This window comes from Niallia sp. WK069_GA_01 (assembly GCF_983173855.1).
In genome coordinates, this window is sequence record NZ_OZ470138.1 from 2,810,958 (window position 1) to 2,832,688 (window position 21,731).

Here is a 21,731-nt window from a genome sequence, read left to right on the forward strand (position 1 = left end):
TTGATCATAATTCAATAATCAATACGTTGTAAACCAAAAAATACGTTGCAATCGGTAAATTATATATCGTAAAACAGGAAGCTTATCCTCCGTATCGTAATCTTTTGTAAACTGACCTCCGTTATTTTCCCATAAATCGGTAAAATACCGCTTAACATCTTTTATAACTGGCGATTGCTGTGACCCAATAATTTTAATATCTGTTTCCAAATTAAGATCATATAAATTTCTTCTTGTGAAATTTGCTGACCCACTTATTATACTTGTTTCTTTCTCTCCTTCTATCATTATCATTTTTGTATGAAATTGTTCTTTTCCGGTGTTATACCATTTGATTTGTAAATGTGGATTACCCTGCCTCATGAGTTCAGCAGCTACCGGTACATTAGGTAATCCCGCTTTTTTGTTGCCAAATGCGTTTTGATTAGGATCTAAAATTATCCGAATATTCACATTTCGTTCCGCTGCTTCTTTTAAGGCATTCACCACTTTTCTATCAGCTAAATACAGCATAGCAATCCAAATAGTATCATTTTCCTTTGTGTTTTTTATATCTGTTAATAGATGCTGAGCTATCTTTCCTTCTGTGAGTAATTGAACACGCTCTTCTTTCTTATTCTCTTGTTTATCCGTATAGGAAGGAAAAGCGACAACATTGCCAGAAAATTTGTTTACACTGTTTTCACTTTTCAAAAGGTCGCCAATAATCTTTCCTTCCACTAAAAAAGCGGTATTCGAATGATAGCCACTGGCATCATGAATATTGCCAGAGGATATAATCGCTGCATTATCTGTAATGACTACTTTGCGATGGTTTGCTTTCACATTTAATAATTCTAAATAGGAACGAACCGTCACATCTGGAGCACTTCCTGCCAGCATATTTGGCAATGTTCCTTTCCCTGTTTGACCAAACCATTGGATTAGCATCCGCCATAAACTTGAATACAATGGATTAGAATCCCGTAGAACATCCAGTTCAGTAATAATGATATCGATTCCACTGTCTTTCATTTTTTTAAATTCAGGAGGAAAATAAGAACTGTAGGCGGTATTCACTTTATCTGTAATAAAGATAATTTTAATGGAAGGATTTTGTTCTTTCTTTTTTAACAAGGCTTTAGTTATTGTTTCCGTAATTGCAGGATACGGTTGATCTTTATCATTATCTTTATTAAATAAAAACATGTCCATCACGATAAATTCTTCTGCACGTTCAATTTCTGCCAATATACTAGTTACTATTTCCTGATGAAGTACTCTGTCTCCATTTTTATTTTTATACGTTAAATCTTGTAAAAATTCAACTCTTTCCACTTTTCTAATGTCCCCTTCAAAAGAAAGTCCTTTCGGAAGTGGTTTCATTGTATGATAAATAATAGTGCTCGTATAAATAGAGACAAACAAAATAAAAATGATTCCTGCTATTTTTTTTCTTTTTTTTGACATGTATGTTCCCCCAAATACTTCTTTCAAACTTCAAATCTTTTACCAATACCCTTATTCTTTTTCAACCAAACAGACAAAATGAAACATCGTTCAGAAGAATGTTATTTTCTTCTTTCTTATAGAAATAACTCTCTCTACCCATATATCCTTTTACTTCTTTTTGCTATTTTATTACTATTCCCCGTTTATATCATTGCATGAGCACGTATAGATTTATTAGATAATTCAAACTTGGCAGTTATAAATTTTTCTTCTTGTATTGTCATAGCTTGGTTTAAAGCAATTAGAAAAGAGTGGTTGATTCGTCTTTTAGGGTGTTTATTTGCAAAGATTGTCTTTCTAAATAGCGGCTCGCTTTCCGTGGCTCAAGCGTAGCCTCACGGAAAGCGAAGTGTATTCAGGCTGCGGGTGATTGCCACAAACCTTCTTTTTTACATAATAAAAAACCCAAATCATGATACGAAATAATTTTTCATCTTCGTATCATGGTTCGGGCTTATCTTCGGCTGGAATACTTATGTCCAGCTGCTTTTTTTCTATTTATTTCATTTTATATTTTTTCATAAACTTCTCTGCACGTCCGCCTGTTTCGCCGAATTTTTGACGACCAGTGTAAAATGGATGTGTATCTGAGCTTACTTCCATTTTAATAACTGGATATTCCTTCCCATCATTCCACTTCATTGTTTCTGATGATTTTTTTGTTGATCCACTTAAAAAAGAGAAGCCACTGACCGTATCTAAAAATATTACTTTATGGTAGCCAGGATGGATATTTGCTTTCATTTTTTATCACCTCATAACCATTTTAAACGTAATGATTACGTTTTTCAACAATTTTGTTTTATTTCAGAAAAAAATGAGGAGATTTTCTAAATACATGGTACAATAAGGTGAAACTAACCGTTACGGTGGCATTCTTTTATTCCCACTAATCGTTAGTCCCACTAGTCGTACCTTTACGGGAGTTTTCTCCATTTTCTCGACATTTTTTAAGAGAGTGCTTATTGTTCTTAAGTTTTTTGGGGAAACTAGCATAATACATAGAATGAAGGAGAGTTTGTTTTGACTATTGCATTATTATTTATTTTAGCCTATTTGATTGGGTCGATTCCTTCTGGCTTAATAATAGGAAAAGTTTTCTATGGCATCGACATACGAGAACATGGAAGTGGAAATTTAGGGGGGACAAATACCTTTCGAACACTTGGAAAAAAAGCAGGTTTTGCTGTTACTATTTCCGATATTTTAAAAGGGACATTGGCAACTTTACTTCCTTTTATGTTTCATGATATTTCCGTTAATCCTTTGATTTTTGGAGTCTTTGCTGTAATTGGACATATGTACCCGATTTTTGCAAGCTTTAAAGGTGGAAAAGCTGTCGCCACGTCTGCTGGTATTTTATTAGGTCATGAGCCGTTGCTGTTTGTATTTATTATGTTGGTATTTTTTATAACATTATATCTTTCTAAATATGTGTCTTTATCTTCTATGATGGCAGGAGCTTTTGGATTCATTTATTCTATTTTCTTATGGGATGATAAGCTGCTAATTATCATATTAGCTATTCTAACTATATTTGTTGTCTATAGACACAGAGCCAATATTAAACGCATATTGAACAAAACAGAACCGAAAATAACATGGCTGTAGAACTTATATTTTTTTTAAGGGTTGTCTCAAAAATGATTGGGACAACCCTTTTTTCATCCACTGACTAACTCTATTCCTTTTTAAGCCACTGTAAAAATAAGAAATTTTTGCGAAATATAAGGAAAAGATTGAAATAATAGAGGAATATTTTGTATGATAAATTTATTAATAACAATACGAGCTTTCTCATTATCACTTTCTTGGAAAATGATTGTACCGTAATGATCCGCAAATTTTTTATAAAAATGACATATCCTGATTTTTTTCGTCATAGAATCTATAAAAAACAATCACTTGATGACAAAGCAATCCTAATAGAAAGAAAAAAATCTTATATTTTTAAAGGATGGTATCATTTATGAACTTATTAACGAATACCGTAGGAAAGCTTCCTTTTCCATACTTTTTAATAAATCATGAGCTTAAAATTATCAACACATCAATTTCTAATTCCTTTCCTATGCAAACTTCGTCTTTTTCTGAGTACCTTCATTCAGAAGTAGATGAATTCTATTTTTTTCTAGAAAGCGATCTTACTGAGATGGAATTAGCCGTTCATTTACCTATTGAAAATACTTCATTATATCGCATTTATAAAGTGAAAGAAGATCATTTATTCCATTTATTTTGTTTTCCATTAAAAAGACAGGATCATGAAGTAGAAAGATTATCAGAACAAATAAAAAGTCAATTATTTGAATTTCATCACCATATGAATGAACAAAAAAATTTTTTCCGTCATACAATTAATACATTTAGAGAACTGGCGCTTTCTAATGACTACAGCAAAAATATTGGGAAGCTGGCTGCAGGTATTGCACATGAAATTCGCAACCCTTTAACAACTGTCAAAGGATTTATCCAACTGATTAAACCACATTTAAAAGAAATAAAAAAAGAACGTTATGCTGAAATTGCTTTAGAAGAAATTGACCGCGCAAATGACATTATTTTTGACTTTTTAAATGCTTCTAAACCAAAAGAAAATAATTGGGAAGATATTTCTATTAATAGACTCATTTCAGATATTTGCACATTATTTGAAAGTGAATCCGCAATGAAAAATATTTCTATTAAAATAGAATTGACTAATCATTTTCCTTTTGTTTATTTTAATGAAAAACAATTAAAACAAGTTTTAGTCAATATTATCAAAAATGCATTTGAAGCGATTGAAGAAAGTGCCAATAAAAATGCTGGTATTATTAAAATCCGCACATTGCTAGATCAAACTAACGTACTTATTACTGTATCCGACAACGGCTGCGGCATAAGCAAGGAAGGAATCGAAAAATTATTTAATCCTTTCTATACTACAAAGGGAGAAGGAACCGGTATAGGTTTAAGCGTCTGCAAAAAAATTATCGAAGATTTTGGCGGAAAATTATTTGCGAAAAGCAAAGTAAACAGAGGCACTACATTTTATGTAGAACTGCCGCATTCAATGAAATTTTAAAAGGTAAGAATCAACCAACATAGATAATATAAGATATTGCTTTTAATACCTCACCTATTTCCTCGTTTATGAACCTACTCGTCATAAGTGAGGAAACCTCTTTGAAGCCAGAAGTAATTTTTTGGCTCCTAGCCTGTTTTATTCTCATCCATATGTACATTGTGCAAATAAAGTCGAATTAACAACTAATTTTTGTTATGCTATAAAGAAGCGTTTCCCTTTTATTGTACTGGAAGCTCTTCTTTATTATTTTCACAAGGAGTAAAAAATGAAAAAACGTCTATTTATATTTATCAGCTTTGTTTTTATCTTATTATTATATTTTGTTTTAAAAAGTACTTTATTGCAAAATGAAATAAATACAGAAGAATCTACTATCCATCAACCGACGAAATCTATTAGCCTCTCTGCCAAAAAATATGAGAAGAGTATTTCTATTGCTGCCGTTGGGGATATCCTTATCCATGATCGTGTATATAATGATGCTGTTAACAATCAACATGAATATGATTTTAAACCAATGTTAGCAAAAGTCAAAAAACAAATGCAGGAACCAGATTTCTTGCTTGCAAATCAAGAAACAATTGTTGCAGGCAAAAGCATTGGTTTATCAGGCTATCCCTCTTTTAATAGTCCCCATGAAATTGCTGATTCATTAGTCGATGCAGGGGTGGATATAGTAACAACAGCAAATAACCATGCTTTGGATCGGGGAACGAATGCACAAATGAAATCTTTGGCTTATTTAAGAAAAATCAAATTGCCTTATGTAGGTACCTATACAAGTCAAAAAGATCAGCAAACGATCAGAATACTGGAAAAAAACCAAATAAAAGTTGCTTTTTTATCCTATACATACGGAACTAATGGGATAACGGTTCCAAAAGACAAACAATATATGATAAATCTTATTGATAAACAAAAAATGAAAAAGGAAATTGCTACTGCCAAAAAGAGAGCAGATGTGATTGTAATGGGGATTCATTGGGGCATTGAATATGAAAGGTTTCCAAATGAAGAACAAAAAGAATTGGCTCAGTTTTTAGTAGATCAAGGAGTTAATATTGTCTTTGGAGGACATCCCCATGTGCTTCAGCCAATGGAATGGCTAAAAAATAAACAAGGAGATAAAGCCCTCGTTGTCTATTCCTTAGGGAATTTTTTATCAGGGCAAGATGAAGCATATCGTAATATTGGTGGTATTGCCACGGTTAAGGTGAAAAAAACAAAGAGCAATGGAGAAACAACGATCCATTTAGAAAAACCAAGTTTTTTCCCTACTTATGCTTACAGTCATCAGGAAAAGGATTATCAGCTGCTGCCTCTAAATGAAGCAAATCAATATGGTCTTTCAAACGCATCTAGTGTGTATAAAGTAACAATGGATCATATGATGCATAAACTGGATTAACTAAGGTAATACATTTTTCTATTGTGGTTACCCTCTTTATTAGTCGCAAAAAATAAAGCTTTGTTTTATAATAGGCGTATGGCTAATTTTAATTGAATTCATGATTACGAAATAAAAATGAAGTGTTTTCATTTTTCGTTTCGACTGTATATTCCTATAACTAGGCCAAATATTAAGAAGAAACTGAGGTGTATCACTTTATGAAGATTTTTATTAGTGATAAAGCAGCATCCTGGTATAAAGATGAAATGTTGTTAAAAAGCGGAGACTATGTTCGATTTTTTGCTCGTTATGGTGGATGCAGCACCGTTCAACAAGGTTTTTCTCTTGGAATCTCCAACGAAGAGCCGATAAACATTGGTGTAAGCACACAGAAAAACGGAATTAACTATTATATTGAAGACAAAGATCTATGGTACTTTGATGGAAATGATTTACTTGCAGAATTTAATGCAGATGCCAATGAACCGGAATATCACTACGCAGAAAAACATTGATAAAATTAAATACAATCCCCCTTATGTACTTATTACGATATTGATTCACTAATAAGTACAAAAGGGGGATTTTCCTCTTATTCTATTCCCGTTTACTTAAAGAAGGACAGTGATTTTTTCTTTTTTTAAAATTTCTTTTTGAGTATCTCCTACTAAATCGAAATGAGAATAACCATCTTTTCTTTGATGAATCCATTCTTTTTTTAATCCATATTTTTTTCCCCAATTTATTAATTTTTCCAAGTCCGAACATCCTACCTTTGTCACCGTTTTACTTTTCGGAAAACGATTGTCCAACCAATAATGGGTTAAAAATGAGATTTCCCCTTTGTCTACTTGCTTTTTCCATCTCAATAACTCTTTCCTATTGATACCGAATGCCATTTAAAACGCTCCTTTCTATTCTTTCCTTCATCGTCTTCTTCCTAGTAAATTGCACCCTTCTTTATTTCTTCATATTTAGAAAACCATTTAGGAAAGCTTTTTTTAAAGGATCTTGGCTTAAACGTATCTTTACTTACAATAATATGTGTAGAGGAACCAATCACACATACCTCTCCATTTCCATTTTCGACTTTATAACCATATGTTGTTTTTAAGCCATCGTTTGTTTCCACCCATGTGTTTACAAATGCTTTATCTCCATACCGCAAAGGTTTTTTATACGTCGCTTGAATATCATAAACTGGCGCAAAAAAACCTTGTTTTTCCATCTCCACATAACTAAATCCTATATCTTCAATTAAGCCTCCACGACCTAATTCAAAGAACTTCAAATAATTGGCATGATAAATAACACCCATCATATCGGTGTCTGCGTAGTACAATTGTATTTCCCGTGTTGAAATAAACATAGGTCATCATAACCTCCGTTTCTTAAAAATTAATAATTTATTCTTTTATATTTTAATGCTTATTTGAGAAGATGGAGAGTGCATTATATATATCTAATTTTGAAAGAACATTATACGCCTCTTTCGCTTGTTCCTTATCTTCTAAAATACGCAGAGCCTGCAATTGAACTGTTTCGTCTATTAGATTAGTCGCAAAACGTCCATTTCCTGTTGTTGCAATTACATTTAACTCCTGATTTAAATAGACAATTGCTTCATCTGCTAAAATATAATCGTAGTTAGAAGCATATACTTTCATTATCTCTATTAGCTGCTGAGCGTTATAATCTTCAAAATGGATAAATTTCTTAAATCTTGATTTTAAACCAGGATTGCTTAGTAGTAATTTTTCTGTTTCATTTGGATAACCAGCTAAAATCACCACTACATTTTCATTATGTTTTGTCATTTCCATTACTAATGTATCTATTACTTCTTTCCCAAAATCATGATTAGAACCATTTAATAAGGCATATGCTTCATCAATAAATAAAACACCACCAAGGGCTTCTTTTATTTTCCTTTTTGTCTTGATAGCAGACTGGCCAACATATCCTGCTACAAGGTCCGCTCTACTTGCTACGATTAAATGCCCTCTTTTTAGCATGCCGCAATCCTTTAGAAATTGCGCATAAAGCTTAGCTACTGTAGTTTTCCCAGTACCAGGATCTCCTGTAAAAACAGCATGGACTTGAATAGGAAGCATCATTTGTCCCTTTGCACTTCTTAATTGCTGCATTTTCACAAAAGCAATAATTTTTTTTATTTCTGCTTTCACTTCTTCTAAACCAATTAGTGCCTCAAATTCTTCAGCAGGATTTTCAGAAGCATTTTCATCATCCATTGCAAAATCAATCGCTTCTAAGAGAGTATAACTTAAAATATGCTTGTCATTTGATGATTGCGAGCCTTTTTTAAATATAGCATCAAGTACGATATTTTTTACAGCTCTAGCATTTCCAAACGTTTCATCTACTTCTTCTTTCTCCAGCCTTTTTAATAATTCATTTTTTCCGCTGTCCGTTATAACATAATCATTATCTCTTGCTATTTTTGCACCAATTTGTAAAAGTTCTTTTTTTGCGTAATTAGGAATATGGATAAAATTAGAAGATGGGAAACGACTTCTTAGTCCGTGGTTGCTATCTAAAAATTGTCTCATTTCTTCAGGGTAACCTGCTAAAATCACAGCAAATTTCCCGCCAAATTCAGCACTTGTCATTAAAGAAACTAATGTATCAATTGCAGCTTGTCCATAATCATTACCAGATTGCCCTTCCCTTTTTAAGCTATATGCTTCATCAATAAAAAGCACTCCTCCTAAAGCCTTCTGTACAACAGACCGTACATTTTCTTCTGTTTGTCCCATAAAGCCGCCAATTAATTGAGAACGGTCGACCTCTACCACTTCCTCACTTGGAAGAACGCCTAACTCATGATAAATACCAGCTAATAAGCGCGCCAATGTTGTTTTTCCAGTACCTGGATTACCAGTAAAAATCATATTTAAGCTTAATTCATCTTGAATGGTAAAACCTAAACTTTTACGTGACTTTTGATATTTTAAAAACCGATAATAATCTTGGACTCTTTTTTTTACGTTATCTAATCCGATCATTTGCTGTAATTTATCTAAAGAAGAAAGCGAACTTGTCTTATTTTCGTCAACTAAAAATAACTGATCCCATTCTTGCTTTAATTCATTTAGCTCTTCCATTCTTTGTTTTACACCTTCATAATAAATAGATGTATGAAATACACCGCTAATAGATTCTTCATAATCTTCTGCTGATTTTAGTAATTGCGAGGCTTTTATGATGATTTGTTGTAAAAGATTAATAATTTCTTTATATTTTGTCATAGAAAAATTATTATTAAAGCTTTTTGCTGCAGTTAAATGGGATTCTAACTTCTCTTGCTCATCTTCCATATCACTTAGAAATTTTCTGCATATATGAATATATTGATCAGCAGCTTTTTGTTTTGCTGTTCGATTATCCGTTTCTCTAATAGAGGGGAAAACTAATTCTTGCAAAAGATTGCGATAATTTTGCCATTCGTTTTGAGATAAAAAGTTTACCGCCTTTTGATTTGTTGGATCTAACTGCTGCGCCTTGTTTAACCAGGCTATCGCAATCGTATCTTGATCATTCTCCTGAACTCGTGACAACGCGGCTATCGTTAATAAAGTGGATATTGCTTTGCCATCATCCTTTTCATCTAACGTTTGTATATGCTGCAGCACTTCTTCTTCTTCTATCTTTATTCCTTTTTCAAAATAATTTTGTTCTATTGTTCTAATTTTTGAATATATCCCAGTATCTTTTCGATTTTCTATGTTCATTCTTTTCACATCACTCTATAAAATATTCTTGTGCAAATCTCATCACCTTATACTATCATATTCCTATTCTTTCGTTAATTAATAAGAGGGTATCGGTGTTTTGTTCACAAAAAAACAGCTCTCATCACTTGTAATGAGAGCTGTTTTTATTATTCCCCTTTTGTTTGAATTACTTGTGGATGTTGACCAGACTTATCTTGCATTTGCTTCCCTTTATTCCCACCAAAACTTTTTGACTGTGTTCCAATATGATTTGGCACAAAATGTTTACTGTCTTTTTTCGGATTACCCATTTTATCATCTCCTTCATCTTTATTGTGCACAAGATGAGAGAGGTTAATAATTGGTAATAACTGTTGTCTATCGAACTTCTTTTAAATGTCGTTTCCCTAACCGTTCTTCTAAGCGGACTTCTAATTTTTCAATTGCTTCCCTATCTCTTAATAACTGTAGTTTATTTTCAGCAACTAATTCTTGAAATGAACGTTTTCTCGGTTTTCTCATCATTTTAACTCCTTCATTAATAGATTTGTTTATCTTTTCCAATAATAAGCTTAATTATTACAAAGTTTAGAAAATTTATTTACTAAATATTTTTCGAACTATAAGTTTTTTCTGAAAATTAAAATAAGTAATCGGATACATTATTCTTTCTTTTTTATTATAACTTATTCATTACCTAATAGCAAACGCTTTCATATTTGTTTATTTTGTAAATTCCTCCATAATTGCAAGTGGCATTGCTGAATAAAATTTATGCTGGATAATTCCATTTTCATCAATAAAAAAAGTAGTAGGTATCGTTATAATTTGATAAAGTTCATTCACTTTATCTTTTTCATCTAATAATATTGGAAACGTTATGTTCATACTATGAACATAATCAAAAACATCTTCTTGTCCATCAATATTTACTGCCAGAATAACAACCTTGTCTTTATTTTCCTCATAAAATTTTTGAATGGTTGGCATTTCTTTTTTACAAGGTGGACACCATGTTGCCCAAAAATTCAACATTACTTTTTTACCACGATAATCGGATAACTTAATGGTCTCACCAGCAAGGTTTTTTAATACAAAATTTGGTGCTGCTTTCCCTATTTCTATTTCTTCGTTTGGTGCTGCTATTGCATTATTGCTGAATACCAACATGAAGAAAGTGAATAAATAAATTATTTTCTTTTCCATTTTATTGCTCCTTCCCTTTGTCTTTACTAGTAGAATAACCAAAATGTATTATTTTCACTTGTTCTTAAAGATACTGGTTATTTTTACATATTTTTGGATGCGTAAAATTTTTTTAGAAAAAGAGGGCTGAGACATAACTAAATAAATAATAGATAAAGACGAACATGCTTTAATTTAGCACGTAAATCGTTACTTCCCTGTACTGGTTTTTTATTTTTTTTCATCTAGTTAACTTAAACTTCGCAGTTATAAATTCTTCTTCATGTATTGCTATAACTTGGTTTAGAGAAATGAGAAAGGATGATTGATTCATCTTGCTTATAAACAGGGGCAAGATTCTCGTTTCAGGATGCTCGCTTTCCGTGGGGCTCGCGCTGAGCCCACAGGAGTCTCGCACCTTCCACTCCAATCAAGCAGTTTTTGCTCCATTAGTTGCTGTTGTTGAACTGGTAAAAACATCCATCTTATAGAAATAGACTAACAGTGAACATTTCGGGAGAACAACGTTGAATAATAACATAAAAAAACAACGCTACTATGGTTTAGCAATACTACCTTGTAATGAAATTCGAAGACAAGAACTTATTCTAAAACAGGTTGCTTGTAACGGAGGGTGCGAAGACTCCTGCGGGAAATGTGGGAAGGCTAAAGACCCCGCAAGGCAACGCCGAGGAGGCTCAGAGCTCCCACCCCACGGAAAGCGAAGTGTATTAAGGCTGCGGGTGATTACCACAAACCTTCTTTTTTACATAAATAAAAAACCCAAACCATGATACGAAATATTTTTCACCTCTTCGTATCATGGTTCGGGTTTATCTTAGGCTAAAATACTTATGTCTCAGCCTCTTTTTACTCATTATCCACTTTTATAATTTTTCCTGTTTCTGCAGAAATTTCTATATCTACTTCTTTACCATCTTTTTGTAAAACTTCCATATCATAATAATATATCCCAGCTTCATCATCCAGCTCGATTTCCTTCAGTGTTCCAGGTATTGTTTTTAAAGCTGCTTCTTTAGCTTGGTCTGCTGTTATTTTAATGTTTTTTTCCATAATTTTTCCTGTTTGAGCATTAATATATACATCTTCTTCTTCCTGTATCAAGTTATTATCCTGCAGTTCCACTTGATACACTTTTTCACCATTAGCATTTATTTCTAATTCCACTTCTTTTACTGCTTTATTTGTTTGTTCTGCTGCTAGCTTTTTTGCTTGTGCTTCTGAAATATTCGATTGTTCTGCTGCTTTTACGTTAAGATTTAATGCTGCAGTAGTTGTATGATCTTTTACCATATAATAAGCAGCTATACTGATCGTAATAGCAATTGCCATTCCAATGCTGATTTTTTTAATTTTTTGTTTCATATTTAATTCCTCCTTTTTTGCTATAATCCTATCTTACCTTGATAAAATGATAAGACAGAACAAGAAAAATGAGAAATTGCTGAGAACTGTTGTTAATCTTCGTCCCAATTAATTGAAGTAATATCTCCACTGTATGCATTAATATAAATCGTTACTTCTTTCTTCTGAGGAGTTATCATGTTAATTTCGTAAACCAGTTGATTGTCCTCTTCCTCTACATCAATATCATCTATCGTACCTTCTACTTGTTCTCTTGCTATTTCTTCGGCAGTTTCTTCTTCTATCATCCCAGTCTTATGTTGATTTATTACGCTGATTTCTCCCGATTGACGATTCACAAAAAAGCTGTTTACTTCTTTATTTTCTTCTAATTCAACCTGAAAGTAACGAACTCCGTTTTCCACTACCTCTTTAACAGACTTCAATTCCCCTTTGTATGCTGATTGCACATATTTAACAGCCGCTTCTTCTGTTACTGGATGTTGTCTTTCATTTTTCGATAAAATTTTTATATCCAAGATTTTTCCTGTCATTGCTTGAACGGAAATAAGATAGTTTCCTTTATTATTTTCAAGGTTTGCTTTAAACACATCTTTCCCTTCTTGGATGCTAGTCACTTCACCATCATATTTACTTGTTACGATTTTTTTTACTTCCTCTTCTGATAAATATTCTTTTTTCATAAAAAAAGAAATGGACATAAAAAGAATCGCAGCAGCCAACAGGATTAGAAATAATATATACACCCATTTTCGCTTCTTCATTGATTATCTATCTCCCTTTTTGCTGCTGCCGGTTCTCCCACTAGTGGAAATTGACATACAAACGTAGTTCCTTCCCCAACAGTACTTTTTACTTCAATTATCCCTTTATGTGCTTCTACTATTTTTTTTGCAATGGATAAACCTAAGCCAGTGCCGCCACTATCACGGTTTCTTGATTTATCAACTCGATAAAAGCGCTCAAAAATAAAGGCTTGTTCCTCTTCTGAAATACCAAGGCCTCTATCAACTACTTCTATTATGATAAATGTTTTTTTCTTTTTCACGACAATAAATATAGCATTCGTGCTATATTTAACCGCATTATCTAATAAGATAAATAATAATTGTTTCAACTGCTTTCGATCACCATACAACAGAACTTCATTCCAATCACTTTTCACATAAATTTTTCTATGATGGGCTATCTCCATATTTCTCGCACTTTCTTCACAAATCTTTAGAAGATCTAGGGTATCCAGCTCAAGCTTCCAATGTCCATCAACATCTGCTAATTCCAGCATTTGATTGGTCATTTCCTTCATACGTATCGCCTCTGAATGGATTGCCTCTATTGCTTCTTGCAGTACATTCTCCCTTTTCATTCCCCATCGTTTTAACATATTGGCATAACTTTCGATCACAGTTAAAGGCGTTTTAAGTTCATGGGATGCATCAGAGACAAACTGTTTTTGTTGGTCAAACTGTTTTTTCAATAACGTAATCATGTTATTAAAAGTTGCTCCAAGTTGATATAATTCATCTTTTTTTTCTTCTGTTAATGTAATTTTTTTAAAATCCTTATTAGATTGAATTTCTTCCATTGTCATAATCATGGATTGAATCGGGTTTAATATAATATTCGATAATATTTTCCCTCCTAAAAAGGTGGGAATAATAACAATAATAGATGCAATAATTAAAATAATTCGCAATAGATGCAAGATGGTTAAGGTGCTTTGAATATTTTCTGTCAGTTCTAATGTTACAATGTCTCCATTGTTCCAAATAACTGGCAGGGTAGTTACAGCGAACGCTTTGTTTTTATGTTCAACTATTTTCTCTGTTTGTTTTCCTATAAAACGTGGGGATACTTCTGTATAATTTGTATCCTTTGTGGAAGTAAATAGAACAGCATTTTTATTATTTATTATGCGAATCATCCCATCTGATGGAACATAAGCTCGCAGTAAACTTTCTGTAGTAACAGAATCAGAAAGAGGACGTAAACTTTCTGTGATTTGTTCCAACTGTGACGTTGTTTTATTCAAATTATCTGTTAAAATTAATTTTTGAAATAAAAAATAAATAAGACTATTCACTACAAGTATGATAAGAAATAGAAAAATAGTGGAAAATAATTGGATTTTTGATCTAACTTTCATGATTTTATATCCTTTATAATATAACCGACGCCACGAATGGTATGGATAATTGGATTGGTAAAATCATAATCGATTTTTTTCCTCACATAACGTATATAAACATCCACTACATTCGTGTCCCCCATATATTCATATCCCCATACATTGTTCAGAATCTGTTCTCTAGTTAGTACGATATTTTTATTTTCCAACAAATAGACTAATAACTCAAATTCACGAGGAGTTAAGTCTATTTCTTTTTTTGCTCGTATAACACGATAGGATTTTACAAATACTTGTAAATCATCTACTTCTAACACTTTTTCCTGTTCTTGTTTAATTTGATATCGGCTTATTCGAAGAGATGCTCGAATTCTTGCTAATAGCTCTTCGATTTGAAAAGGTTTTGTCACATAATCATTTGCTCCTAAATCAAGTCCAGTCACTTTATCAGGAATAGATCCTCTTGCTGTTAAAAGAATAACAGGGACAGCATTCCCACTATTTCTAATTCTTCTTAATACTTCTAATCCACTTAATTCCGGTAGCATTACATCCAGCAAAATTAGATTCCATTCTTCTTGCCTTACTCTTTCTAAACCAGTAGTGCCATTGTGCTCAATTGCAGTATCGTATCCTTCAAATTCTAATTCCATCGAAATAACTCTTGCAATTTTTTTTTCATCTTCAATAATAAGAATTTTATCTTTTTTCAACAATAATCACCCTGTCTTTTTCAAACAATAATTTCGTTATCTACTTCAGAAAACTTTTACTTTAAAAAAGACTACAGAAAATAACTTTATTTTGCAAATAAAAATACCCTAAAAGCAAGCACTCTTAGGGTATTTTTATACAGATTATTCAATTAAGTCATAATAAAATTAAAGTTTGTTAAAAGACTCTGTTAAAACTGGTACAATCTGCTTTTTACGTGATACGACTCCTTTTAATAGAGCTTTATTATCTTCTAATTTAACATCAAAAGCTTCTTCAACAATATTGGCCTTATTTCCTAATGCTAATGCTACGGAATCATTGTTTAAAATATCTGTCACTACTAATAAAAATAAATCAAGATTTTTATTTGTAATTGTATTATTTAAAGCTGCTTCTAATTCAGCCTGTTTTGCTAACACATCATTCGTATCAACAGCATTAACTTGTGCTACTTCAACTTTATATGTACCCATTGGAAATTCTTTTGCATCAAGTGATATTAATTGTTCTACTGTTTTATCACTTAAATCAGCCCCAGCTTTTAACATTTCAAGACCATAGACATCAGCATCTACACCAGCAATTTCAGCTAACTCTCGTGCTGCTGCCACATCCTGCTCCGTGCATGTAGGTGATTTAAATAATAAAGAATCAGAAATAATCGCAGAAAGCATTAATCCTGCTATTTCTTTTTTGATTGTTACTCCGTTTTCTTTGTAGAGCTTATTTAAAATGGTTGCAGTACAACCTACTGGCTCACAACGGTAGAATAATGGATCACTTGTTTCAAAATTGGCAATTCTATGATGATCGATAACTTCTAGAATATGAACTTCTTTAATATCTTCCACACTTTGCTGAAACTCATTGTGATCGACTAAAATAACTGATTCTGCTTCAGTAGCTGCTTTTTCAATATATCTTGGTGCCTCCGTTTTAAAATAAGCTAATGCAAATTCAGTTTCCCCATTCACTTCCCCTAACCGAACAGGCTCAGCGTCCATTCCTAAGCTCTTTTTTAAATCTGCATAGGCGATTGCTGAACAAACTGTATCCGTATCTGGATTTTTATGACCGAATATTAATACTTTTCCCATATTATAAATTCTCCTTGTGACAATAATAATGATGGTTAATAAGTAACTTCAATAAACTAGTATTTATTAATCCACCTATAACTATTTTAACATATCCCACTAAAATTAAAAGAATAGAACAAAAAAATCTACTAATCATATGCAGTAACTTTTATTTAATTCTAGCTAAAAGAGTGTAAGTTTTTCTATCACTTTATAGAAAGCGTATTCTTATAAAAAAACAACCACCAAGTTCTTTCTAACGGAATAGGTTAATGCTGACTTAGTGATGTTTCCAAAAAAAAAGGAGAAGAGCAATTTAAATCGCTCTTCCCCTTTTTAATCTAACAATTAGAATTTGAATTTATAGTTTTCAATTTCCCAAGCATGAATAGAAGTACGGTAATTATCCCACTCTTCTTTTTTAGCAGCTAAATATTCATTGAATACATGCTCTCCAAGTGTTTTAAGACCAATTTCACCAGCTTCTAACTCTGCAACTGCAGCTTCTAATCCTCCTGGTAAACTATCAATACCAAGCTCTTCACGACGAGCATCAGTCATATGGAAAATATCCTCATTGATTGGTGCAGGTGCTTTCAATCCTTTTTCTACTCCATCTAAACCTGCAGTAGCAATTACTGCGAATGTTAAGTATGGGTTAGCTGATGGATCTGGACAACGAAGTTCAACACGAGTAGCCATTCCACGTTTAGCTGGAATACGAATTAAAGCTGAACGGTTTGATGCAGACCAAGCAAGGTAGCAAGGTGCTTCATAACCAGGTACTAAACGTTTATATGAGTTTACTAGAGGGTTTGTTACCGCAACAAAACTCTTCACGTTTTCTAATACTCCAGCAATAAATGAATATGCTTCTGATGAAAGTTGTAATTCATCAGACTCTTCAAAGAAAATATTCTCTCCATCTTTAAAGAAAGACATGTTTACGTGCATACCTGAACCATTGATTCCAAATACTGGTTTCGGCATAAATGTCGCATGTAATCCATATTGAGCTGCAATTGTTTTTACAACCCATTTATATGTAGTAGATAAATCTGCTGCACCTAGTGCATCAGCATATTTAAAGTTAATTTCATGTTGACCTTCTGCCACTTCATGGTGAAGTGCTTCAATTGTAAAGCCCATTGCTTTTAACGTTTTGAAAATTTCAACGCGGACTTTTTCACCTAAATCTTTTGGTGATGGCTCAAAATATCCACCTAAATCTCCTAATTCTTCTGTAGGAAATCCTTTACTATCTGTCTCGAATAAGAAAAACTCTAATTCTGGACCTACTGAGATTGTGTAGCCTTTTTCAGCCGCACGAGCAACAGTTTTCTTCAGAACGTTACGAGTATCACCTTCAAATAAAGTTCCATCTGGATTTGTAACAGAACATAGGAAACGTGCTTCTGAATATCCTTCTGTTTCAGTCCAAGGCAATACTACAAACGTGTTTAAATCTGGTGCTAAGTATGAATCTGATTTATTAATAGGTGAAAAACCTTTAATAGATGAACCATCAATCATGATTTTACCTTCTACAGCGTCATCTAATTGAGCTGCTGTAATAGTAATGTTTTTTAAGATTCCTTCAATGTCAACAAATTGTAAATGTAATAATTCTACGCTTTTTTCTTTAATTGTACTTTGAATTTGTTCTAATGTAATCTGTGCCATGTCAATTTACCTCACAATTCATGTTCTATTATCTAACTTGAATCCATTATAAGTAATCTTTTATTTTTACACAATGCTTTTTTTAAAAGTTTTTTTGTATTTTTCTAAAATTTTAAAAGATAACGCTTCCATCATTGTAATAACGCTTTTTTAAAATTTCGACAATTTTTTTAAAAAATTCATTAAAATCGCAAAAGTTAACAATACCAATGCTTTTTCTCCTACTAACTAGCAATCTATCGATATTAATTAATAGGATATTTCCCATATTTTTAATTAAATAGATTTCATTTTAGAAAGGATCGATTTTTCAGCGTAAAAGCTTATTACAGGCTCTCTTGAAGATAGACGCTTTTAATTAATCCGCCGCCGGAAAAGCTTCTCTTTTCAAAGTAGACGCCCTTCCTAATAGAGATAAATCGCACAATAGCTCTTGGAAAGAATTAATTTTCTCCAATTATAAGCAGGGAGCAGCCACTTTTTAAAAAGAAACAAAACAATCCTCCTTTTTCATCCTTTTATTAATAATTTTAGCCAACATCATAATATTTTTTCGAAATAACACTAATTTTCAAACAATTATGATGGAAAAAATTTTAGAATAATGTTAAGTTTTCAAATAAGTATTATTTTATCTAAGTTATAGGAAGGTGTGTTACATAATGAAAGCTTTAAAACAATTTACATTCAGCAAAAGATTCCCTGATATGCAAATAATAGGTTCTTCCTTTGCCGGCAGTTTCGATCATGTCATACCATTATCATATGGTTTTCCCGCTCCAGAATCGTTTCCGATTGAAACAATCATATCAGCAACGGAAACGGCAATGAAAACACAAGGAACTAGCGCCTTATCCTACACTGGCGGCACTGGACCAAGCAATATTGTCAAATGGATTAAATCTCGTTCAAAGTTACGTAATGTTTATGCGGAGGATAACGAAATACTAGTTACCTCTGGGAGTATGCAAGCAATTGATCTAGTTACAAGAACACTAACTGACCCAGGAGATGATTTATGGATTGAGGCTCCCTGTTTTTTTGGCGCAATCCGTACATTTAATCTAGCAGAAGTAAAACTAACCTCTTTTCCGATAGATGAAAATGGAATACAAGTGGATTTGGTCGAACAAGCATTAATAGAAGCAAAAGCAAATAATAAACCACTTCCTAAAATTCTTTATGTTATGCCAAATTATCATAACCCAGGTGGTGTTAATCTTTCATTAGAAAGAAGAAAAAAACTGGCTAAGCTTGCTTATGAGTATAATTTCTTTATTTTAGAAGATGATGCATATGTTGAACTTTCTTTTGATGGACATTATGTACCTTCCATTCATTCCTTTGGACCAGAAAGAGTAATTTATTTAAGTACTTTTTCCAAAGTCATTGCACCAGGTATTCGTATGGGCTGGGCTATCGGAAATAAGCAAGTAATGGATAAAATGAGGATTTTAAAAACGGATGGTTTAACTAGTGTTTACGTACAGGAAGTGATATATAATGTCCTGCAGCAGCTAGATATAGAAAAACATATTCAGTATTTAAGCACGATCTATAAGTCTAGAAAAGAAGCAATGGTCGATGCTATAAAAGAGTATTTTGGTGAAGACGTCTCATTCGTTTCACCTGAGGGCGGTTTTTTTCTTTGGTTAACCTTTCCGCTCGGTGTGAATACAAGTGTATTTGTTGAAGATGCAATGCAAGCAGGTGTCTCCTACTTAGATGGACAGCATTTCTTTTTAAATGATGATGGATTTAATACAATGAGATTATGTTTTACTTATTGTGATGAGCAAAAAATTAAACAAGCAATTAAGCGCCTAGCTGAAACATATTATGCTTATGTAAAAAGATTATCAGTAAAGGAAGCATATTAATGAACGGTACGGAGCAAAAAGAATTAATAATCTATATTCGAAATAATATACCAGAAAAATATATAAATAAATTAACCGAGTTAGGTGCTACCGTTTTATTAGAACCTTGGACATACGGAGAAAACGAACCCTCTGTAAAACATGATTTATCAGCATGTACTATTGTATTAACATTAGGATTAAATGATCCACTAACTATTATGAAAGTTGCTCCAAACATTCAATGGGTACAATCCATTAGTGTCGGCACAGATAGTCTTCTTAATGAGAATACAATTAATAGTAATATTGTTATTACAAATACAAAAGGCTGTACATCTATTCCTATTGCTGAGCATACCATTGCGATGATGTCTAGTTTTGCTAGATGCATCCCTACCTTGTTACATAATCAGCAATCTAGACGTTGGGAAAATACTTCTATTACTGATTTAGAAGGTTCAACGGTTGGTATTATCGGTTATGGAGAGATTGGGAAAGAAATTGCTAAGCGCTGCAAAGCATTTGATATGACTGTTATCGGCTGCAGAAAAAGACCAAATCGAACAGGAGAAGATGATCCTGCCGATAAAGTTGTTGGTCTAGAAGAAATGGATATGGTAATAAAAGCATCCGATTTTCTTGTTTTGGCGCTACCCTCTACCTCTGAGACCTATCATTCTATTAATAAAGACAAATTAAGTTTAATGAAATCAACAAGCTTCCTAATTAATATTGGCCGTGGAAATACAATTGCAGAGCAAGATTTATTGAAGGTATTACAAGCGAAAAAAATTGCAGGAGCAGCTTTGGATGTTTTTGATATAGAGCCATTGCGAAAGAACCATCCTTTTTGGGAATTGGATAATGTGATTATTTCTCCACATAATGCCTATTTTTCACCAAAGAGCATGGAACGTTATATGAATATATTTTTTAAAAATATTCAACGCTTCCAAAATGACCAGCCTCTTATTAATATAGTAGATAAAAATTTAGGATATTAAGAAAGAATGAGCGTCTTAAACAAACTACGCCTTCTGAAACTATCACTTGCAAAAATTTCAAACTTGAAGAATCCAAATCAATCGACGTTGGACACAGGCTCGAAAGATGCGAGTCAATCGACGTTGACACAGGACGTGGCGTACTTAGTCGATTTTCCTTAATCACATAAGTAGTCGATTTTCCTTAATCAGGTACTACTTAGCAGATTTCCCTTGATATCGCACTTAGTCCTCTCTTTAAATGCTGTTGGTTAATGAACTCCACCAAAATGGAGGGATAAAGAGAGGGAACGTAACGTTTTTAGGGGATCTTTAGGGATATTCCATAACAGGAATATCCCTTTTTTCACCTTATACGGTTTCAAAACCTGAATCCTTCCAAGCTGTTGTACCACCTTCAATAAAAGCAACATCAGTAAAACCCATTTGCTTTAGTAAATAAGCACCTAGAGCTGCTTGACCGCCTAAACCGCAAGTAACAAGTATAGGACGATTTCGATTTGCTAACTCAGGATTTCGAAAATCTTCCGGCAATTCTAAATCTGCTCGAATTGGGAGCATACCTAGTGATATATTTACACTACTTGGAATTAAGCCGCATGCACCAGCATCTTCTGCATCCTGTACGTCAATTACATATGTATTTGGATTATCTTCTAGCTTTTTTTTCGCTTCAATAGAAGATAGACTTGCAACATTCTTACGAGCTTCTTCTACTAATTTACCGAAAGTTAATGTCATTTTTCTTCCTCCTTTTTATTGGATACATTCCTATCGTAGCAAATTATTCCAAGAATTCCTATAATAATGCTTCTATTGGCAGAATAAGCAAATAGGGCTAGTCAGCTAGGCTGACTGCCCTTGTTTTTTTGTATGAGTGAACAATTCTTATTAGATCAGCTCCCCTGAAAAAAAGCTGTTGCTCTCTCGATAGGTCCGCAGCCAGAATAACTTCGCTTTCCATGAGGCTCATCTACGAGCCTCCTCAGAGCTTTGCTCCTA

The 21,731-nt window shown here is 32.9% G+C and carries 21 protein-coding genes; 6 read left to right on the top strand and 15 right to left on the bottom strand.

Annotated features, from left to right (window positions below):
- Positions 1-18: 18 nt before the first annotated feature.
- Together AC5LWL_RS13410 and AC5LWL_RS13415 are read right to left on the bottom strand one after the other, a co-directional pair.
- The gene (locus tag AC5LWL_RS13410; protein ID WP_493434766.1) at positions 19-1,449 is read right to left on the bottom strand and encodes a phospholipase D family protein; all 1,431 of its coding nucleotides are present in this window, start codon (positions 1,447-1,449) and stop codon (positions 19-21) included.
- 540 nt (positions 1,450-1,989) lie between these two features.
- Complete coding sequence (locus tag AC5LWL_RS13415) at positions 1,990-2,235, bottom strand: type B 50S ribosomal protein L31 (protein WP_493434767.1); 246 nt, start codon at positions 2,233-2,235, stop codon at positions 1,990-1,992.
- Between the two features lie 279 nt (positions 2,236-2,514).
- On the opposite strand from AC5LWL_RS13415, the gene plsY reads away from it, so the two are divergent.
- The 4 genes from plsY to AC5LWL_RS13435 all read left to right on the top strand — a co-directional run bounded on the left by plsY (position 2,515) and on the right by AC5LWL_RS13435 (position 6,466).
- Entirely contained in the window at positions 2,515-3,102 is a 588-nt protein-coding gene (gene plsY / locus AC5LWL_RS13420) for a glycerol-3-phosphate 1-O-acyltransferase PlsY (RefSeq protein ID WP_493434768.1), read from the top strand.
- Between the two features lie 358 nt (positions 3,103-3,460).
- Positions 3,461-4,558 (top strand): ATP-binding protein, encoded by a 1,098-nt coding sequence (locus AC5LWL_RS13425; protein ID WP_493434769.1) that lies wholly within the window; start codon positions 3,461-3,463, stop codon positions 4,556-4,558.
- A 268-nt stretch (positions 4,559-4,826) separates the two neighbouring features.
- A complete protein-coding gene (locus AC5LWL_RS13430) occupies positions 4,827-5,969 on the top strand; it encodes a CapA family protein (protein WP_493434770.1) in 1,143 nt (380 codons plus the stop codon).
- Between the two features lie 200 nt (positions 5,970-6,169).
- Positions 6,170-6,466, top strand: a complete 297-nt coding sequence (locus AC5LWL_RS13435) for a HesB/YadR/YfhF family protein (protein ID WP_493434771.1) — start codon at positions 6,170-6,172, stop codon at positions 6,464-6,466.
- 96 nt (positions 6,467-6,562) lie between these two features.
- On the opposite strand, the gene AC5LWL_RS13440 is transcribed toward AC5LWL_RS13435, so the two are convergent.
- From AC5LWL_RS13440 to glnA, 12 genes are all read right to left on the bottom strand, one after another.
- Positions 6,563-6,850 carry a hypothetical protein gene (locus tag AC5LWL_RS13440; RefSeq protein ID WP_493434772.1) on the bottom strand — a complete coding sequence of 96 codons (288 nt, stop codon included), beginning with the start codon at positions 6,848-6,850 and terminating at the stop codon, positions 6,563-6,565.
- 41 nt (positions 6,851-6,891) lie between these two features.
- Positions 6,892-7,320, bottom strand: coding sequence for an acyl-CoA thioesterase (locus tag AC5LWL_RS13445; RefSeq protein ID WP_493434773.1), 429 nt, complete (start codon positions 7,318-7,320; stop codon positions 6,892-6,894).
- A gap of 52 nt (positions 7,321-7,372) precedes the next feature.
- Positions 7,373-9,703, bottom strand: coding sequence for an AAA family ATPase (locus AC5LWL_RS13450; RefSeq protein ID WP_493434774.1), 2,331 nt, complete (start codon positions 9,701-9,703; stop codon positions 7,373-7,375).
- 149 nt (positions 9,704-9,852) lie between these two features.
- Positions 9,853-9,996: an acid-soluble spore protein N gene (locus AC5LWL_RS13455; protein ID WP_493434775.1), complete on the bottom strand. Its 144-nt coding sequence runs from the start codon at positions 9,994-9,996 to the stop codon at positions 9,853-9,855.
- A gap of 67 nt (positions 9,997-10,063) precedes the next feature.
- Positions 10,064-10,207, bottom strand: a complete 144-nt coding sequence (locus AC5LWL_RS13460; RefSeq protein WP_493436612.1) for an FbpB family small basic protein — start codon at positions 10,205-10,207, stop codon at positions 10,064-10,066.
- Between the two features lie 201 nt (positions 10,208-10,408).
- Positions 10,409-10,891: a peroxiredoxin family protein gene (locus AC5LWL_RS13465; RefSeq protein ID WP_493434776.1), complete on the bottom strand. Its 483-nt coding sequence runs from the start codon at positions 10,889-10,891 to the stop codon at positions 10,409-10,411.
- 849 nt (positions 10,892-11,740) lie between these two features.
- On the bottom strand, positions 11,741-12,256 hold the full coding sequence (locus AC5LWL_RS13470) for a PepSY domain-containing protein (RefSeq protein ID WP_493434777.1): 516 nt from the start codon (positions 12,254-12,256) through the stop codon (positions 11,741-11,743).
- A 92-nt stretch (positions 12,257-12,348) separates the two neighbouring features.
- The gene (locus tag AC5LWL_RS13475; protein WP_493434778.1) at positions 12,349-13,020 is read right to left on the bottom strand and encodes a PepSY domain-containing protein; all 672 of its coding nucleotides are present in this window, start codon (positions 13,018-13,020) and stop codon (positions 12,349-12,351) included.
- Positions 13,017-14,402, bottom strand: coding sequence for a HAMP domain-containing sensor histidine kinase (locus AC5LWL_RS13480; RefSeq protein WP_493434779.1), 1,386 nt, complete (start codon positions 14,400-14,402; stop codon positions 13,017-13,019). Before AC5LWL_RS13480 ends, AC5LWL_RS13475 begins: the two co-directional genes overlap by 4 nt.
- On the bottom strand, positions 14,399-15,097 hold the full coding sequence (locus tag AC5LWL_RS13485) for a response regulator transcription factor (RefSeq protein ID WP_493434780.1): 699 nt from the start codon (positions 15,095-15,097) through the stop codon (positions 14,399-14,401). The genes AC5LWL_RS13480 and AC5LWL_RS13485 overlap by 4 nt, the downstream gene beginning before the upstream one ends.
- A gap of 168 nt (positions 15,098-15,265) precedes the next feature.
- Positions 15,266-16,198: a manganese-dependent inorganic pyrophosphatase gene (locus AC5LWL_RS13490; RefSeq protein WP_493434781.1), complete on the bottom strand. Its 933-nt coding sequence runs from the start codon at positions 16,196-16,198 to the stop codon at positions 15,266-15,268.
- 330 nt (positions 16,199-16,528) lie between these two features.
- Positions 16,529-17,863 (bottom strand): type I glutamate--ammonia ligase, encoded by a 1,335-nt coding sequence (glnA, locus tag AC5LWL_RS13495; RefSeq protein WP_493434782.1) that lies wholly within the window; start codon positions 17,861-17,863, stop codon positions 16,529-16,531.
- 662 nt (positions 17,864-18,525) lie between these two features.
- On the opposite strand from glnA, the gene AC5LWL_RS13500 reads away from it, so the two are divergent.
- Both AC5LWL_RS13500 and AC5LWL_RS13505 read left to right on the top strand, forming a co-directional pair.
- Positions 18,526-19,743, top strand: coding sequence for an aminotransferase-like domain-containing protein (locus AC5LWL_RS13500; protein ID WP_493434783.1), 1,218 nt, complete (start codon positions 18,526-18,528; stop codon positions 19,741-19,743).
- Positions 19,743-20,729: a D-2-hydroxyacid dehydrogenase gene (locus tag AC5LWL_RS13505; protein WP_493434784.1), complete on the top strand. Its 987-nt coding sequence runs from the start codon at positions 19,743-19,745 to the stop codon at positions 20,727-20,729. The genes AC5LWL_RS13500 and AC5LWL_RS13505 overlap by 1 nt, the downstream gene beginning before the upstream one ends.
- Before the next feature lie 351 nt (positions 20,730-21,080).
- On the opposite strand, the gene AC5LWL_RS13510 is transcribed toward AC5LWL_RS13505, so the two are convergent.
- Positions 21,081-21,470 carry a rhodanese-like domain-containing protein gene (locus tag AC5LWL_RS13510; protein WP_493434785.1) on the bottom strand — a complete coding sequence of 130 codons (390 nt, stop codon included), beginning with the start codon at positions 21,468-21,470 and terminating at the stop codon, positions 21,081-21,083.
- Positions 21,471-21,731 lie beyond the last annotated feature (261 nt).